This window comes from Kribbella sp. NPDC050124, assembly GCF_044460355.1.
In the GTDB taxonomy this organism is placed as follows: domain Bacteria; phylum Actinomycetota; class Actinomycetes; order Propionibacteriales; family Kribbellaceae; genus Kribbella.
Map to the genome: position 1 here is coordinate 82,550 of NZ_JBITJU010000015.1, position 16,523 is coordinate 99,072.

The window sequence follows — 16,523 nt, forward strand, 5'->3', positions numbered from 1 at the left end:
TACCCAGGTACGGTATTAAACTATACATGAGTGTCTAGATTAGGAGGCGGGATGAGTAGCTCGGTGCACCGGCATCGACCGGTCGAAGTGGCAGTGGGGGAGGGCGGCTCACGCAGGTGGTGGGCGTTGGTGCTGTTGGCGTTCGCGCAGTTCATGCTGATCGTGGACATCACGGTGGTTCAGGTGGCGTTGCCGAGCATCGGGGAGGATCTCGGCCTGCAGCGTGCGGCGCTGACGTGGGTTGTGACCACCTACACGCTCGTCTTCGGCGGGCTGATGATCCTCGGCGGGCGGCTGGCCGACCTGCTCGGGGCGAGGCGCACGCTGCTGACGGGGCTCGTGGTGTTCACGGCGGCGTCGCTCGCGGCCGGGATGGCCGGGGATGCAGTCGTGTTGATCGCCGGCCGAGCGGGACAGGGAGTCGGGGCCGCCTTGATGTCACCGGCGGCGTTGTCGATCCTGACGACGACGTTCCACGGCCGGGATCGCACCCGGGCCCTGGGCGTCTGGGCGGCGATCGGTGGTGCAGGAGCGGCGATCGGAGTCCTCTTGAGTGGTCTGCTGACCGCCGGACCAGGCTGGCAGTGGGTGTTCTTCGTCAACCTGCCGATCGGAGTCGTCGTGCTCGCGTTGATTCCGTGGCTCGTACGTGCTGACGAACCGCGCGACGCGCGACGGACCCTCGACGCGCCGGGCGCGGTGCTGGTGACTGCGGCAACCGCTGCCCTGATCTATGGCTTGGTCCACGCCGGAGACGCCGGCTGGTCGTCGACCGGCACTATAGCCGCCATCTCGGGTGCGCTCATCGGGTACGGCGCCTTTGTGGTCGTCGAGAGCAAAGTCGCCATGCCGCTGATGAAGCCGCAGACGCTTGCTCGCCGTCCGGTCGTGTCCGGAGCGGTTCTGATGGTGGTCGCGACCGGCCTGTTGCTGGGTCTGTTCTTCCTGACCTCGTTGTACCTTCAGCACGTCCTGCACTACAGCGCGTTGAGAACCGGGCTGTTGTTCCTGCCGGTCGCAGTGGCGATCACCGTAGGAGCGCAGCTTGGTGCGCATCTGATCGGCCGCGTCGGCGGGCGACTCGTCGCAGCAGGCGGATTCGCGCTGGTTGCGGTCGGGGCGGGTCTACTGACGCAGATCTCACCCGGTGAGGGTGTCGGCACCGCCGTGTTGCCTGGTTTCGTTCTTGCCGCGCTGGGAGTCGGGCCGGTGTTCGTGACGGCGACGACGACCACCTTGGCCAACGTGCCGTCGGCGGAGTCCGGGGTCGCGTCCGGTGTGGTCAACACGTTCCACGAACTCGGCGGGAGCATCGGTGTCGCCGTTGTGTCGACCATTGCCGCGGCGAGCTTGTCTGTGGCCCCGGTCGCAGACATCTCCGGGTTCACCGATGCCTACCTGGCGAGTGCGATCGCTGCCGGTGTCAGCGCCGCTGTCGCTCTCGCGTTGGTGCCTGCGGGCAAACCTGCGCCGGTCGCCGGACACGGCCACGGTCACCACTGAGGCCGCCTTCATCGGCGACTTCCGTAGGCTTCGAGGATGGCCACCGAGCAGGTTCGCCGTCGAGCGGACGCCGAACGGAACGCGGAGACGATCATCGTCGTCACTCGTGACCTCCTCGCTGCCGGCATCGTGCCGGCGATGAAGGAGGTGGCGGGTGCTGCCCAGGTCACCAGGGCGACGCTCTACTCGCACTTCCCGACGCGCGAGGCGTTGCTCGAGGCCGTCGTGCTGAAGGCAATCAGCGAGACCGACGAGGCGCTGTCGGCCTTGGAGCTCGAGTCGGGTGATGTGGACGAGGCGCTGGTACGGCTGGTGCGGAGGTCGTGGCCGATGCTGGACCGCTCTCGCAAGGTCCGCGCTGCCGCGTTGCGCCACCTGGGCGCCGAGGCGTTGCGCAGTCATCACGACGCGGCATTTCGCCATGTCGAACAGTTGATCACCCGCGGCCGCCGTACCGGCGTCTATCGCAGCGATCTGTCGCTCGACTGGCTGGTTGCCACGTTCTACGCCGTACTCCATGCTGCCGCCGATGAAGTCGAGGCCGGTCGATTGGCGTCGGACGCTGCTCCCGAGGCCCTCATCGCGTCCTTGCGATCGCTGCTTCGCTCCGAGCAGCGCGATGCGCCGGGCTGAACTGAAAGCGCCCCGAGACGGTCTGCAAGGCGTAGGCCCGCCGGGCTCACCCCTTTCCATGGCGAGCCCGGCGGGTCGTTTTGTCCAGGTGCGGTCAGGCCGGGGTCACCGCGTAGCCGGCGTCCTCGACTGCGGCGCGGACTTTGCTGTCGTCCAGTGCTTTCGCACTGCGGTCTCGATGGCGACGGTGCCGCAGCTACAGTCGGTGCACATATCGGTTCCTTTCTCGGTGGGGGAGCGGCTAGCGCTCTGGGGTGAGCTGGACGCCTCGCAGCAGTTGGGCGTTGAGGGCGACCACGATGGTGGAGGCGGACATCAGTACGGCGCCGATCGCCGGGCTGAGCGTGATCCCGGCCCAGGCCAGGACTCCTGCCGCGAGGGGGATCGCGATCACGTTGTAGCCGGCGGCCCAGGCGAGGTTCTGGATCATCTTGCGGTACGACGCCTTGGACAGCCGGATCACGCCGGTGACGCCGCGCGGGTCGGAGGAGGCGAGCACGACGCCGGCGGACTCGATGGCGACGTCGGTGCCGGCGCCGATCGCGATGCCCACGTCCGCACGGGCGAGCGCGGGCGCGTCGTTCACGCCGTCGCCGACCATCGCCACGGTCAAGCCGCGGGACTGAAGCTGGCTGACCGCCTTGTCCTTGTCGGCCGGCAGTACCTCGGCGAACACCTCGTCGACGCCCTCGCGGAACCCGAGATCGGCCGCCACCGCACGGGCTACAGGCTCTGCGTCGCCGGTGATCATGACGATCTTTTCGACACCCACGGCTCGCAGTTGCTCGATGGCCTGGCGAGCCTCGGGCCGGACCTCGTCCTCTAGCGCGACCGCACCCGTGGCCACCGAGGTCTTGCCGTCCACCTTGAGCAGGTAGAGCACGGCTGCTCCGCGTTTGGACCACTCCTCGGCGCGGTCGCGAAGGTGGCTGGGCACCATGGCGTCCAGCTCACGCAGCAGCGCCGGTCCTCCAACGGCGTAGTTGGTGCCGTCGACAACGGCCTGCACGCCGCGTCCGGTGAGCGACTTGAACTCGCTGGCCTTCGCTCGTCCGCCGCGCTCGTCGGCGGCGGTGACGATCGCCCGCGCCAACGGATGCTCGCTGTCGGCCTCGACGGCCCCGGCGATCCGCAGTACCTGCTCTTCACCGGCGCCGTCCCCGGCGACACCGGTCACGACGTGCTCGCCCTTGGTCAGAGTGCCGGTCTTGTCGAACAGCACAGCCTGCACGGTGCGCATCCGCTCGAGCGCCAGCCGGTCCTTGACCAGGATCCCTGCCTTCGCCGAGACGGCAGTCGACAGCGCGATCACCAACGGGATCGCGAGGCCAAGCGCGTGCGGGCAGGCGATCACCAGGACGGTGACGGTTCGTACGACGGCCTCGTCAAGGTTGCCGAGTGCCCACCAGACGACGAACGTGACCAGCGCGGCGGCGGTCGCGATGTAGAAGAGCATCGCTGCGAACCGGTCCGCGAGGACCTGCGCCCGACCGCTCGACTGCTGCGCTTCGGCCACCAGTCGCTGGATGCCGGCCAGAGCGGTGTCCTCGCCGACGGCGTCGACCCGGACACGGATCGCGGAGTCTGTCGCCACCGTGCCGGCCACGACCCGGGCGCCGACACCTCGCGAGACCGGGCGGGACTCACCGGTGATCATGGATTCGTCGAGCTCGGCAGCTCCTTCGACGATCTCGCCGTCCGCGGGCACCCGGGCGCCCGGGCGAACCAGTACGACATCACCGAGGCGAAGGTCGCTGATCGAGACCGTCTCCACGCCGTCGTCGGTGACGCGATCGGCATCGTCCGGAAGCAGAGCCGCGAGAGCTGCGAGGGCTCCCTGGGCCTGGCCGATCGCCTTCATCTCTTGCCAGTGACCGAGCAGCATGATGGTGACCAGGGCGGCGAGCTCCCACCAGAAGTCGAGGTCGAACGCGCCGAGGCTGGTGGCGAGCGACGCGACGTACGCGACGGTGATCGCCATCGAGATCAGCAACATCATGCCGGGTACCCGGTCGCGGGCCTCGCGGACGCCGCCGACCAGGAAGGGCCAGCCGCCGTAGAAGAAGACAAAGGTGCCGAGCACGGGACCGACCCAGTCGATGCCGGGGAAGTCGAGCGAGTAGCCGAACCAGTCCATCACCATGTGACTGGTGGCCACGATCGGCAGCGTCAGCAACAGGCTCAGCCAGAACTTCTGCCGGAACATCTCCGGATCGTGCCCGGCGTGCTTGTCATGACCGGCGTGGCCGTGGCCTGCGTGGGCACCGTGCGCGGTGTGGTCCGCGTCGGTTTTCGTCGCGTGCTCGTGGTGGGCGGCGGAGGAGTCTGCCTGGACCGCGGGCCCGCCGGTCGCGGCAGGGTGACCGTCGCCGTGGTGGTTGGCCTTCACCATGGGTGTGTCCTCTCAACGTTCAGTGAATCGGGTCAGCCGCGGGCTGACCCGTCCGGCTCACGACTCGAACACAATACCCCATAGGGGTATTCCGTATGGAGTCGGACAGTTTGTCCGATGACGTCCTGGTCCCCAGGTGGCCGGCAGCGGGCGCAGAGGCCTGTCCCAGAGCCCGCTGCCGGATTGCGTGGGTCAGCTGACGGGAAGTTGCCCGAGCAGCCGTTTCATGGTCGCGATCTCACGGTTCTGATCGGTCTCGATCTTCTTCGCCAGCGCGGTCGCGGCGGGATCCTTGCCGGCGGTCTGCTCGGTCTTGGCCATGGCGACCGCGCCCTGATGATGCTTGATCATCATCTGGACCCACATCCGATCGAACATACTGCCCTTCTGCTTGCCGAGTTCGGACATCTCGTCCTCGGTCATCATGCCGGGCATCTCGTCGCCGCCATGCTCGCCGTGTTCGGGGGACGGCACCGGCTTGCCCCACTTGGTGAGCCAGCCCGACATCAACTTGATCTCGGGATCCTGCGCAGCCTTGATCGCCAGCGCGAGTTGCTTCACCTCGGGAGTGGTCGCCTGATAGCCGGCCATGCTCGCCATCTGCACCGCCTGCTGGTGGTGCGGGATCATCTGGGTCGCGAAGGTGACGTCGGCGTCGTTGAACTCAGCTGCCGCCGTCGTCGCGCTGGTGGGGGCTGTAGTGGGTTTGCTGCCGTGTTCCATGCCGGGCATGGAGCCGCTGCCAGAGTCGTCGCCGCAGGCGGCCAGTGCCATGGTTGCGACCAGAACGACGGCTGTGGAGGCAGCACGCTTCCAGGTGTTGTGTCGCATGTGTCAGTGTCCTTGTCGTTTGAGGTCTACGGAGCGCGCAAAGGGCGCGTGGTGAGGCGGCCGATTCGCCTGAATGTGGGCAGAGCTCGGCCTAGGTCCGTAGCACGCAGAGTTTCGACAAGGTCGGCTGCAGCCAGGGCGGCGACGGCCCCATGACGACCGGCGTGAGTTGGGTGGCGAGCCGTAGCACTGGCCGCATCGCGCGCAGGCAGCGCAACGCAAGCGCGCCGACAATCGCGAGGGCCAGGGCGGTGAGCATCGCCAGACATACGTCCGCGGCGTGACCGTGCCCATCTTGAGCCGGTCGCACCGTGACGTCCTCGCGGGATACCGCTTCAGGCACGGAGTGACTCGAGTGGTCGGTAGTGACCACGGCCGGACGCGATGCTTGGGGCATTGCCACGGAGGCATCGTGGTTTCCGGTCAGGCCGTGCATCGTGAACACCCCAGCCAGCAGGAACACGGCGATCAGGGCCCTGATCGGGCCCGGCCGCGCGCTGGTGTCCTGGGCGTTCATCGATCCCACCTTAATGAATGGTCAGGCGGATGTGTGGTCACGGTCCCGTTCGACACGGTGACGTGCAGCGTGGCGAGGAGTGAGGACCGCCAGTCGCGCCCGCTTCCCAGGGCGGCCGTTGGCCGCCCTGGGAAGCGATGCACAGTTCATCGGCGCGTCGAGGCGTCGACGGCAGTGGTCTCCGCGTCGGTCCGCGGCCTGGTGCCGGGGAATCGCAGGGTGACTGCGGCCAGGACCGCGCCGACGGCGGCGATCACTGCGGCGCCGATGAACGCTGCCGAGTATCCGTCGGTGAGCGCAGCGGCGTCATCGAGGAGGTCGGCGCCGTTCGCGGCGGCGACGGCGGTCATCGCGGCCAGGCCGAGGGCGGAGCCGATCTGGTAGCTGGTGTTGACGATTCCGGACGCCAGGCCACCTTCCTCGGGACGCGCCGACGACAGCGCGATGCCGAGGCTCGGGATGAACGCCAGCGACATTCCGGCGGCGGCGATCAGAGAGGCGGGCAGTACGTCGGCCCAGAACGAGCCGTCGGCGCGGATCAGTGACAGGCCGGCCAGGCCCACAGTGAGGATCGTCATGCCGCCGACCAGGGTCTTCTTCGGGCCGACCGTGGCGATCAGCTTCGGTGCGACGACGATCATGCCGAGCATGATGAACGTGGTCATCGGCAACAACGCCGAGCCGCTGGGGAACGCGCTCAGCCCCAGGACCTGCTGCAGGTAGAGGTTCAGGAAGAACCACATCGGCACCCAGGCCGCGCCCAGCAGCAGCTGGGCCACGTTCGCGGCCGCCAGGTTCGGCGCCGCGAAGATGCCGAGCCGCATCAGCGGCTGGCGCCGCTTCGCCTGCACTGCGACGAACACTCCCAGCAGCACGACGGCAGCGCCGCCGGTCAGCAGCGTCGATCCCGCCGACCAACCGGTCTCGGGCGCGCGGACGATCGCGTACACGCCGACACCGAGACCGGCCGTCACGGTCAAAGCGCCAAGCAGGTCGACCGAGCCACGACGTACGGTGGAACGCGGCATCAGGACCGGTGTGGCGACCAACGCGACCAGTGCGATCGGCACGTTCAGGAAGAACACCCACGGCCACGACAGGTACTCGGTGATCACGCCGCCGAGGAAGACTCCCGCCGTACCGCCGGCCGGCGCGGCTGCGCCGTACAACGCGATGGCCTTGGTCAGCTCCCGGGGATTCGCACCGAACAACATCATCAGCAGGGTCAGTGCGGCCGGTGCGATCAACGCCGCGCCGATGCCCTGGATCGCGCGCCCGGCCAGTTCCGCGCCGACTCCGGTCGCGAGTCCGGCGACCAGGGACCCGGCCAGCAGCACAGTCCAGCCGGCCGCGAAGATCCGGCGTGCGCCGAGCAGGTCGGACAACCGGCCGCCCAGCAGCAACAGGCCGCCGAACGCCACGACGTACGCGTTGAACACCCACGACAGGTTGCGCGGGGTGAACCCGAGCTCGGCCTGCATCTTCGGCAACGCGACACCGATGATCGAGGTGTCCATGATCACCATGAACTGCGCGGCGGCGATCAGGCCGAGCGCCCACCAGCGCCGTGACGACGCCGGCGACTCCATCTCACTCATTAGTACTCCTTACCGGTATGGGGTATATACCTAACCCGAGCCGGACCCTCTTGAGGTCCGGGGAACGAGAGCATACCCTAGGGGGGTACCCTATAAATTGCAAGAGGTCCCCAGATCTTGTGCGATGTCGGCCCGATAGTGTGCGGGCAACCGGGAGGAGTGGTGAGCGTGGCTGGACAGGCACAGCACGGATACATCGACGACAAAGAGGCCTACCTGCGGCGCCTCAAGCGCATCGAGGGTCAGGCCCGCGGCCTGCAGCGCATGGTCGAGGACGAGAAGTACTGCATCGACATCCTCACCCAGATCTCAGCCATGACGAAGGCGCTGGAGTCCGTCGCGCTCGGCCTGCTCGACGACCACCTCGCGCATTGCGTCCTCGACGCCGCCGCGGCCGGCGGCCCCGAAGCTGACCGCAAACTCAAAGAAGCCTCCGACGCCATCGCCCGCCTCGTCCGCTCCTAGGCGGCGCGGCGGTGCTCCCTACTCCTACGTCTGGCGATCTGTCAGATGGCGACCGGGAAGGGATTCCTCCTGCGCAGTGGTGAACCGGCAGGGTTGGCTTGTGTGGTGGCTTGGAGCCGTCACACTGGGGGTTACCAATGCAACGTCCGGTAACCATTGAGCCGAAGGATTTCGCATGAGCTTGTTCGACATGTTGAAGAACAAAGCCTCTGAACTGCTACAGGGCGCCAGTGAGAAGGTCAGTGACGCGACCGGCATCGACCTTCCGGTCGGCGATGCCGCCGACCAGGTGTCGGAGTCTGCTGCTGGCCTTGGTGAAACCGCGCAGGGTTATGCCGACGCTGCTGGTGAGCAGGTCGACGCTGTTGCTGGTTTCGATGTGCCGGTGGATGGCGTCGTCGACCAGGTGACGCAGGCTACCGAGGACGGCATCGAAGGGCGCGGAGCACAATAGTCTGCGATGCGTGGCCGCTTGGACGTGTGGCTGCTTCGTTCGGCTGATCCATGCGGGCGTGTGAGTGGCGCGGCGTAGCGCCGATGGGGATGGGTACCGGTGCGGTGCTCCGACTGCTGGAGTAGCTCGCACTGGATCGGCGGTCGGAGTCGTCAGCGAGTTGTGCCGGAGCCACCTCGATGACACGACATCGAAGGAGGAGCCGTGAACACCTCAGCGCACACCTTGGTTCGCTTGGACCATCCCGCTTTGACGGTCGACGATCCTGCCGATGATCTTCGCGGTACGACGCTGCCTACCGCTGCGCCAACTGCGCCAAGTCGGCAGGTGTCGCCGCCGCTCGCGATGGAGTGTGAGCCGGCGGTGACGGCATCGTGAGGGCATACCGGGTCTGCTGGTGGATCGCCTGCGGTGTGTTCGTGACCAGTGGTGTCCTTCTCGGCGTTGTCGTCCTCAGCGCTGATGTGTGGGCGCTCGCCGGAATGTTCGCGTTCGCCACTGGGTTCATGTTGATCGTCGGCTGGCTGTCCGAAGCCGAGGGGAGGCCGAAGAATGGTCTCCCGTGGGTTCGAGCAGTGATGCTGGGGTTGGCAGGAGGCGTGGCAGTTGTGTCAGTAGCTGCCTTCGCCATGGTTCTGCACGCGGCTGCTCTGTTGCTGGTTCTGCTTCTCGGTGGCAGCGCTCCGCCTGTTGTTGCCTGGTACGTCCGCATCCTGCGCATCGGCGACGTACGAGGGCAATCCAACGAGTACGCCGCAGTGAGCACGAGCCAGCTGTGTCGCGAATGGCGCGAGAGCTACGTTGCGCTGAACCAGGCACCGACAGCCTCCGCTCGGGTTCGAATCGTGATGGCGAGGCACCTGTGCCTGCAGGAACTCGAACGCCGCGATCCCGATGGGCTCCAAGCGTGGCTGAGCTCAGCCGCGAGCGCCGGCGGAGACCCGAGCCGCTTCCTCACCGATCGCCCGACCGACAACCCGCCCGCCAGTACGTAAGCGCGTGACCGATGCGGTAACGAGGTGGGTTACAGGACCCGGCCGCGGTGGTGTTGGAGCGACGACTGGGCGGGCGAATCTACGAACGGACACAGGCCGGCGACGAGATCGACTGGGGCGAGATCACTGCCTGGGATCCGCCGGAAGATCCCTGGATTCTCAAGACGCCACCCGGTGCGGCGGAGTACACGATGTACCGCGACAGTCCCGGTTGAGTGACGTCGTACTGTCGGGATGGACGGAGAGGAAGGGGCCGGTGTGAATCAGCAGGTCGGGGGATCGGCGTTGGAGACTGCGGACTGGCGGCGGCGGGTGTTCGCGTTGTACGGCGACGTGCGCGAGGCGACTGACCCGGTCGAGGCGCATGCGATCTGGCGCGCCGGGAGAGCTGAGCTGCTCGCGACGCATCCCGCATCGCCGGTGCCCGTCGAGGAACGCGAGGCGTCGCGCCTCGAGATCGGCGACTACCGGCCGCAGCTGCGATTCGAGGTCGCGGTCGACACGGACGTGGAAGCGGTGCGATGGGAGGTGCCTTCGGCAACCGATGGCGTGATTCCCTTCACCCGCGTCGGCGTGCTCCATCTGCCGCAGGTCGGGGACCTGGACGTGTGGTGGCTCGAGTCGTACGGCGGTGGCGTTTTCGTGCCCGTCAAGGACGCTCTCGCCGGCTCCCGCACCTATGGTGGCGGCCGCTATCTGCTGGACACGGTCAAGGGTGCGGACCTGGGCGGCGATTTCCGCGAGGGGTCGCTCGTCGTCGACCTCAACTTCGCCTACAACCCGTCGTGCGCCTACAGCCCGCTGTGGACCTGCCCACTGGCACCTGCGAGCAACACGCTGCCAACGCCACTCCCGGTCGGCGAACTGACCTGAGAGTGGCTCAGCCGGTCTTCGGGAACGTGCGGACTTGCCCCGGTACGGCGACGCCGACCAGCTCGCCTGGTTGAGGTGCACTGTGACCGGCGACGCGGGCAACGAGGCGAGTCGTGGTGTCGGTGAGGTCGAGGCGAACCATGGCGTCCGGACCGTGGTAGGCGACCGAGACCACGCGCGCGGCCAGACCTGACGGAGCGACGAGCTCGAGCTGCTCTGGCCGGATCATCGCCAGCACCTCCCCGGTCGCCGGTTGGGCGAGTTCGATCTTGCCGAGGACGCAGTCGACGACGCGCCCGTCGGCAAGGCCGGGCAACAGCATCGTGTCGCCGAGGAACGCGCCTACCTCGGGTGTCGCCGGAGCGTCGTACACCTCGGCGGGGCTGCCGATCTGGGCGAATCGGCCGTCGAGCATCACCGCCACCTGATCGGCGAAGGACAGGGCCTCAGCCTGGTCATGGGTGACGAGGATGGTGGTGGCGCCCCGCTCGGCCAGGGCCGTGAGGGTTGCTTCCCGGGTTGCGGCGCGCAGGGCGGTGTCCAAGGACGAGAAGGGCTCGTCGAGGAGTACGACGGCGGGTTCGCGGGCCAGCGCCCGGGCAAGCGCGACCCGTTGCTGCTGGCCGCCGGACAGTTCGTCGGGCAGGCGCCGCGCAAGGTCCGGAGACAGTCCGACGAGTTCGAGCAGCGAGCCGACCTGGGTGGCACGGCGGCGATCGGGGCGGGGGAGCCCGAACAGGATGTTGCCGGTGACATCGAGATGCGGGAAGAGCGCGCCGTCCTGGCGGACGTAGCCGATCCCGCGACGTTCCGGTGCGACCAGCATCTGACCGTCGGTCAGGACTTTGCCGCCGATCTCGATCCGGCCTTGCGCCGGGCGGACGAAGCCGGCCAGCGCACGCAACAGGGTGGTCTTGCCGCTACCGGACGGCCCGAGTACGGCGGTGGTGCCGCCCGGGCGGACCTGGAGACTGACCTGGTCGAGTACCGGTGGGCCGCCGTACCCGACGGTCAGGTCGCTGATGGTGATGCCGGCGCTGGTCATCGGCGGTCCAGGATCTGCCGGCGCAGCAGCACGGTGAGCGGGGCGGAGAGGGCGATCATCGCCGCGGCGTACGGCGCACTCGCCACGTAGTCCAGCTCGTCGCTCGCCGACCAGAACGCGGTCGCCAGGGTCTCGGTCCCGGTCGGGGCGAGTAGCAGGGTGGCGGTCAGTTCGGTCACCGTCGCGAGGAAGACGAGCACGAACCCAGTCAGCGCGGAGGGGAGTACGAGCGGGAGGACCACGCGGGCAAAGGTACCTGGGCCCGAGACGCCGAGCGAACGCGACGCCTCGATCAGCTCGGTCGGCGCAGCGGCCAGTCCGGAGCGCCAGGCGACCATCGCCCGGGGCAGGAACAGGATGGTGTACGCCGCGACGGCAAGCGCAGCTGTCTGGTAGACGGGCCGGGCCCACTGCACCGCGAGGGTCACCAGCGCGAGCCCGATCACCACGCCGGGGAGAGCGCTCGCCACATAGGTCACGCGTTCGAGCGCCACAGCCAGTCGGGACGGGTACCGGTGCAGCAGCCAGGCCCCTGGCAACGCGGCGACGGTTGTCGCCAGCCCGGCGAGCAAGGCGAGACCGATGCTCGAACCGGTTGCCGCGAGCAACGATCCGGCATCCACCGCGCTGTCCACGATCGCCCGCTCCAGCCAGCGCAGCACGATCACGGCGGGCACGACCACCGCCAGCCCGACCAGTACCGCGGTGGCGCCGAGAGCCGGAACGGTCCAGGCACCGAGCCGGTGCACAACAGGCCGCTGCCGCGCGCCAGGGCCGAGGCGGGCGATCCGCTTCCGGCCGCGAAGCGGGATCTCGACGACAAGCAGGCCAAGACACAGCACGATGAGTACTGCGGCCAGGAGGCTGCCGGCGGCGTTGCTGAACCCGACCGCGAACTGTTGGAGGATCGATGTCGTGAACGTCGGGTACCGCATCATCTGCAACACGCCGAACTCGGCGAGCAAGTGCAACGCGACCAGTAGCGCACCGCCGGCGACTGCCGGTCGCAGTTGCGGAACCACCACTCGGAACACCGCGCCCAGCCCGGAGACCCCGAGTGAGCGAGCGGCGTCGAGGTGTCCTTGGTCGAGCGCGCGGAGCAGCGCGGCCGCTGGGAGGAACACGAACGGGTAGTAGGCGAGGGCGGTGACGAACACGGCGCCGCCGAGTCCTTGGACCGATGGCAGGACCGAGGTCCACGCGTAGCTGCTGACGAATGCCGGGATAGCCAGTGGCATCAGCAGCAACGTGCGCCAGGCACCGGCGGCGGGCAGCGTTGTTCGCTCCACCAGCCAGGCCGCGCCACAGCCGAGGACCACCGTGATGGGAACCGTGAGGGCGAGCAGCAGCAGAGTGTTCCGGAGCAGTTCGGCCGTCCTCGGCCGGAAGAGGAGCCTCGAGGCCTCCGCGGCACCGGCAGACGCGGCCTGACCGAACACCACCAGCACCGGCGCCAACAGCAAGACGGCAACCAGTACGGCGGCCACGAGCACGAGCCACGGGGGCCGAGCGTGCCGTGTCGCCCGGACGACGGGCGCGCCGAGCGACGTCACGTCGTACTGCGCGACCGTGTCGGTGTGAAGGTCAGAGGATGCCGGCATCGGTCATCAGTCTGCTGACGTCGTCGGAGTTCAGCGTGAACGGGTCGACTGGTGGTGCCTGCAGGGTGTTCAGCGGCGGAAGGGCGGGCGCGGAAGCGACTCCGGTGCCGACCGCGTACTCCATCGACTGGGAGTCGACGAGCACCTTCTGGCCTTCCTTGCTGGTGACGTAGGCCAGGAACTTGCGCGCCTCGGCGGGCTTCTTCGAGCCGGCCAGCACTGCACCACCGGACAGCGACACGAAGGCGCCTGGGTCCTGGTTGCGGAAGTAGTGCAGGGCGGTGTTGCCGCTGCCTTCCTTGGTGCCGGCCTGGTCGCGGTACCAGTAGTAGTGGTAGATCACCCCACACGGGATCTCGCCTGCGTTGACCGACTTCATCGTAGCGATGTTGTTCTGCAAGGCGCGCGCATTGGTCTTCAGGCCGTCGAGCCACTCGGTCGTCTTCTGCTCACCTTGACCGGCGAGCATTCCGGCGACGATGGCCTGGAAGTCCGCGCCGCCCGGAGCACAGCCCCAGCGGTCCTTCCACTCCGGTCCGGAGAGTTCCATCAGCGACTTCGGCAGGTCCGTTTGGGCCAGCTTGGACGGGTTGTAGACCAGCACCGTGGACCGGGCGGCGATCGAGGTCCAGGCCTTCGAGGACGGAACGAGGTTGGCCGGCACCTGCGCGCGGGTCGCGTCCTCGACCGGGGCGAGCAGCTTGGCGCGCTCGACCAGCGTCATGGCCGGGCTGTTCTCGGTCAGGAACACGTCGGCCGGGGAGGAGGACCCCTCCGCCACGATCTGGTGACCCATCGAGGAGTCGGAGCCCTTGCGGATCTGCACCTTGATACCGGTCGATGCGGTGAAGGCCTCGACCCACGCCTTCGTCAGGTTCTCGTGCTGCGAGGAGTACACCTGCAGCGATCCGGGGTCGGCGACGTACTCTCCGGCCTTGGACTTCGACCCGCACCCCACCAGGCCCATCGCCCCAAGGGCTCCGAGGCCACTCAGGAACGTGCGTCGACGCATGGTCAGTCCTCTCTCACAGGGTGCATCGCCGTCCGATGACGGCGGATCAAGGTGCCGCCGGCCGGGTTCGGCAACGGCAGCCGGCGCAGCGCGTAGGTGCTGACTGCGCAGAACACGAGTCCGGCGACGATCGCCGCGGCGAACTGGGCGTCGGGGGTGTCGAAGAACGCGAAGACCTGGAACTGCACGAGATAGATCTGCAACGAGGCAGCGGCCAGGACGCCGAGCGGCCGGACGAGCAGGCGCGGGACCGGCACGGTCGGCAGGAAGGCGAGCAGGACGAGCCCGGCCTGGATGGTCAGGTTGCGGTCCCACGACGGGAAGAAGCCGATCGTCGCCAGCGCCGCGACGGCAGCGGTGATCAGCCGGCGTGGCGTGCTGTCCGCTACGGCCATCGCGAGGCCGGCGACGAAGAACCAGGCGACTGTGCCCGGCAGGCCCCGGACCGGGCCGTCGAACACCGCGAGTACGAGGTAGCGGGGAACCAGCAGGACGGCGAGTGCAACCATCGCGGTGCGCCAGGGGTCGGCGGCGTACGCTGCCCGCACGCGCGGAACGGCCAGCACCACGGTCGTGATCACCGACACCAGCAGCAGGGCTTCCACGAACCAGAAGATGTTGATGTCGCCCGGTCGCACCAGCCAGTGCACCAGCGCCAGGTTCGACCAGTGGATGGACCCGAATCCGAAGACCATCACCGCGGCCACCACGACCGCGGGTACGGCGATGCCGATCGCAGCCCGCGTGGTTCGTCGTACCCGGTCGGCCGTTTCCTGTGCAGTGAGGACGTACCGGGCGAAGAGGAAGCCGGCGACAGCGAGCAGGATGTGCGCGCCGCCGGCGAGCCGGAACAGTCCGACATGACTGCCACAGATGGTGATGACGGCCGCACCGCGCAGCAGCACGGTCGTCTCGACTTGCTGGGTGAGCGCATGCCTGACCGGTCGTCGAGCGGCGAGCTCGACCAGGTCGCGGACCGGCCGGTGGTGCCAGTCGGTCGGCAGCCGGCCAAGAAGCCGGGTCAGCCCGAGAGACGCCGCGACATGGTTGAACGAGTCGCCACCGAGCTCCGCGAACGATCGGTCCGGATCGATCTCGCGACGGCCGATCAGTGGAGCGAGGACGTTCGCGACCGCGGCGAACGAGTCTCCCGCGGTGGCAGGTATGTCCTCGCGGGCGGTGTGCAGTGCGGCACAGGCGCGGCGGTCCGGTTTGCCGTTCGGCAGCAGCGGGAGGTCGGCGACCTCGTGGACCGAGACCACGGACATGCCGAGGCCGGAGGCCGACGCGGCCCGGTGCTGGATCGCTTCCGGCTCCTGTCCGCAGGCCCGGTAAGTGATCTGCAGCTGTTCGTCGGTACCGGTGACGCAACACGGGATGCCGTCGGCACGCAGCGCGCGCTCGACGCGGCCGAGGTCGATCCGGATGCCCATGATCTTCACGTAGTCGGATCGCCGCCCGACGATCCGGACCAGACCGTCACCGTCGATCCGGGCCAGGTCGCCGGTACGCAGCTCGGTGTGCATCCGGCCGAGTGCGAGGTCGTCGGGGTGGTCGGCGTACCCGAGCATGACCCCGGGACCGGTGAACACGAGTTCCCCGACCGGGCCGTCCCCCTCGATGGGCTGCTCGATATCGGTCTGGTCCAACCGGAACGTCGAGCCGGCGATGGGCCATCCGACGGCGTCGGGGTACTGACCGGCCAGTTCCGGCGGCAGCACCGCCATCCGGGCGGTTGCCTCGGTCTGTCCGTACATGACGGCCAGGCCCCAGCCGCCGACGCGGCCGCGCGCGTCCAGCTCTTGTACCCGAGCGGGCGGCAGGGCGCCACCGGCCTGGGCGAGCAGCCGTAGTGACGGCAGGTCGTCCAGGACTCCTTGTACGTCGAGCAAGTCGACAACATGTGGTGTAGCAGGCAACAAGGTGACCCGGTTCCTGCGCAGCTCATCGGCGAAGGCGGAGTCGGTTACCGGTCCATGCCACAGGACCGCGGTCGCGCCGGCTCTGAGCTGGGCGTGCAGGACCGAGAGACCGAAGCAGTAGTGCAGCGGGAGCGACGTGACCGCCCGGTCGTCGGTGCTGATCGACAGCGCTGCGACGATCGCATCCGCGTTGCTGAGGAGGTTGGCGTGGCTGAGCCGCACGAGCTTGGGTGAGCCGGTGCTCCCCGACGTACTCAGCAGCAGAGCGAGGTCCGGGTTGAGTTCGTGCTGAGGGCTGACGTCGTGGTCCAGCGGCCCGCCGGATGCGCCGGCGAAAGTCCCGTCGTCGCGAAGCCAGACGTCCGGCGGATAGGTGGCGGTGATCGAGGCATGCTCGGCCGGAGTGACCAGCGCGACGTGGCCAGCCTTGAGGACGGCGAGGTAGCCGAGCACCAGATCGCGTTCTGCAGCGAGCGGAACGTGCACGAGCCGACGCCCAGTGTGAACGGCGGGAAGGCTGGCAGCAAGCGCATCGACACGCTCGGTCAGCGCGCGATAGCTCAACGGTCCGGTCGCATCGACGATGGCTGGGCGGCCCGTCTCTGCGGTGTCGGACACCAGAACGGCTCCGGCCGCCAGCCGGGCTTGCGAGGGGGACACAAGGTGAGGCTAACCTAAGAAT

At 68.2% G+C, this 16,523-nt stretch carries 15 protein-coding genes; 7 read left to right on the forward strand and 8 right to left on the reverse strand.

From position 1 onward, the window contains the following. The first annotated feature begins 51 nt into the window (after positions 1-51). The gene (locus tag ACIBL3_RS29500) at positions 52-1,503 is read left to right on the forward strand and encodes an MFS transporter (RefSeq protein WP_396356921.1); all 1,452 of its coding nucleotides are present in this window, start codon (positions 52-54) and stop codon (positions 1,501-1,503) included. Positions 1,504-1,539: 36 nt separating this feature from the next. Continuing rightward, positions 1,540-2,136, forward strand: a complete 597-nt coding sequence (locus ACIBL3_RS29505; protein WP_396356922.1) for a TetR/AcrR family transcriptional regulator — start codon at positions 1,540-1,542, stop codon at positions 2,134-2,136. Between the two features lie 241 nt (positions 2,137-2,377). On the opposite strand, the gene ACIBL3_RS29510 is transcribed toward ACIBL3_RS29505, so the two are convergent. The 4 genes from ACIBL3_RS29510 to ACIBL3_RS29525 form a co-directional block, all read right to left on the reverse strand. Then, on the reverse strand, positions 2,378-4,528 hold the full coding sequence (locus ACIBL3_RS29510) for a heavy metal translocating P-type ATPase (RefSeq protein ID WP_396356924.1): 2,151 nt from the start codon (positions 4,526-4,528) through the stop codon (positions 2,378-2,380). A gap of 192 nt (positions 4,529-4,720) precedes the next feature. Beyond that, positions 4,721-5,302, reverse strand: a complete 582-nt coding sequence (locus ACIBL3_RS29515; RefSeq protein WP_396356925.1) for a DUF305 domain-containing protein — start codon at positions 5,300-5,302, stop codon at positions 4,721-4,723. 148 nt (positions 5,303-5,450) lie between these two features. Continuing rightward, positions 5,451-5,876 (reverse strand): DUF6153 family protein, encoded by a 426-nt coding sequence (locus tag ACIBL3_RS29520; RefSeq protein ID WP_396356927.1) that lies wholly within the window; start codon positions 5,874-5,876, stop codon positions 5,451-5,453. 146 nt (positions 5,877-6,022) lie between these two features. Further along, positions 6,023-7,474 (reverse strand): MFS transporter, encoded by a 1,452-nt coding sequence (locus tag ACIBL3_RS29525; RefSeq protein ID WP_396356928.1) that lies wholly within the window; start codon positions 7,472-7,474, stop codon positions 6,023-6,025. Positions 7,475-7,636: 162 nt separating this feature from the next. On the opposite strand from ACIBL3_RS29525, the gene ACIBL3_RS29530 reads away from it, so the two are divergent. The 5 genes from ACIBL3_RS29530 (at position 7,637) to ACIBL3_RS29550 (ending at position 10,261) form a co-directional block, all read left to right on the forward strand. After that, positions 7,637-7,939 carry a metal-sensitive transcriptional regulator gene (locus ACIBL3_RS29530; RefSeq protein ID WP_396356929.1) on the forward strand — a complete coding sequence of 101 codons (303 nt, stop codon included), beginning with the start codon at positions 7,637-7,639 and terminating at the stop codon, positions 7,937-7,939. A gap of 175 nt (positions 7,940-8,114) precedes the next feature. Next, positions 8,115-8,393, forward strand: coding sequence for a hypothetical protein (locus tag ACIBL3_RS29535; RefSeq protein ID WP_396356930.1), 279 nt, complete (start codon positions 8,115-8,117; stop codon positions 8,391-8,393). Positions 8,394-8,875: 482 nt separating this feature from the next. Continuing rightward, positions 8,876-9,388, forward strand: coding sequence for a hypothetical protein (locus ACIBL3_RS29540; RefSeq protein WP_396356931.1), 513 nt, complete (start codon positions 8,876-8,878; stop codon positions 9,386-9,388). Between the two features lie 47 nt (positions 9,389-9,435). Continuing rightward, entirely contained in the window at positions 9,436-9,603 is a 168-nt protein-coding gene (locus ACIBL3_RS29545) for a hypothetical protein (RefSeq protein WP_396356932.1), read from the forward strand. 43 nt (positions 9,604-9,646) lie between these two features. Then, on the forward strand, positions 9,647-10,261 hold the full coding sequence (locus ACIBL3_RS29550; protein WP_396356934.1) for a DUF1684 domain-containing protein: 615 nt from the start codon (positions 9,647-9,649) through the stop codon (positions 10,259-10,261). Between the two features lie 7 nt (positions 10,262-10,268). Here ACIBL3_RS29550 and ACIBL3_RS29555 read toward each other — a convergent pair whose 3' ends face one another. The 4 genes from ACIBL3_RS29555 to ACIBL3_RS29570 are packed head-to-tail and all read right to left on the reverse strand — an operon-like array spanning position 10,269 to position 16,501. After that, positions 10,269-11,306, reverse strand: a complete 1,038-nt coding sequence (locus tag ACIBL3_RS29555) for an ABC transporter ATP-binding protein (RefSeq protein ID WP_396356936.1) — start codon at positions 11,304-11,306, stop codon at positions 10,269-10,271. Next, positions 11,303-12,907, reverse strand: coding sequence for an ABC transporter permease (locus ACIBL3_RS29560; protein ID WP_396356938.1), 1,605 nt, complete (start codon positions 12,905-12,907; stop codon positions 11,303-11,305). Before ACIBL3_RS29560 ends, ACIBL3_RS29555 begins: the two co-directional genes overlap by 4 nt. Beyond that, positions 12,891-13,919, reverse strand: coding sequence for an iron ABC transporter substrate-binding protein (locus ACIBL3_RS29565; RefSeq protein ID WP_396356939.1), 1,029 nt, complete (start codon positions 13,917-13,919; stop codon positions 12,891-12,893). The genes ACIBL3_RS29560 and ACIBL3_RS29565 overlap by 17 nt, the downstream gene beginning before the upstream one ends. 2 nt (positions 13,920-13,921) lie before the next feature. Beyond that, positions 13,922-16,501 carry an AMP-binding protein gene (locus ACIBL3_RS29570; RefSeq protein WP_396356940.1) on the reverse strand — a complete coding sequence of 860 codons (2,580 nt, stop codon included), beginning with the start codon at positions 16,499-16,501 and terminating at the stop codon, positions 13,922-13,924. Positions 16,502-16,523 lie beyond the last annotated feature (22 nt).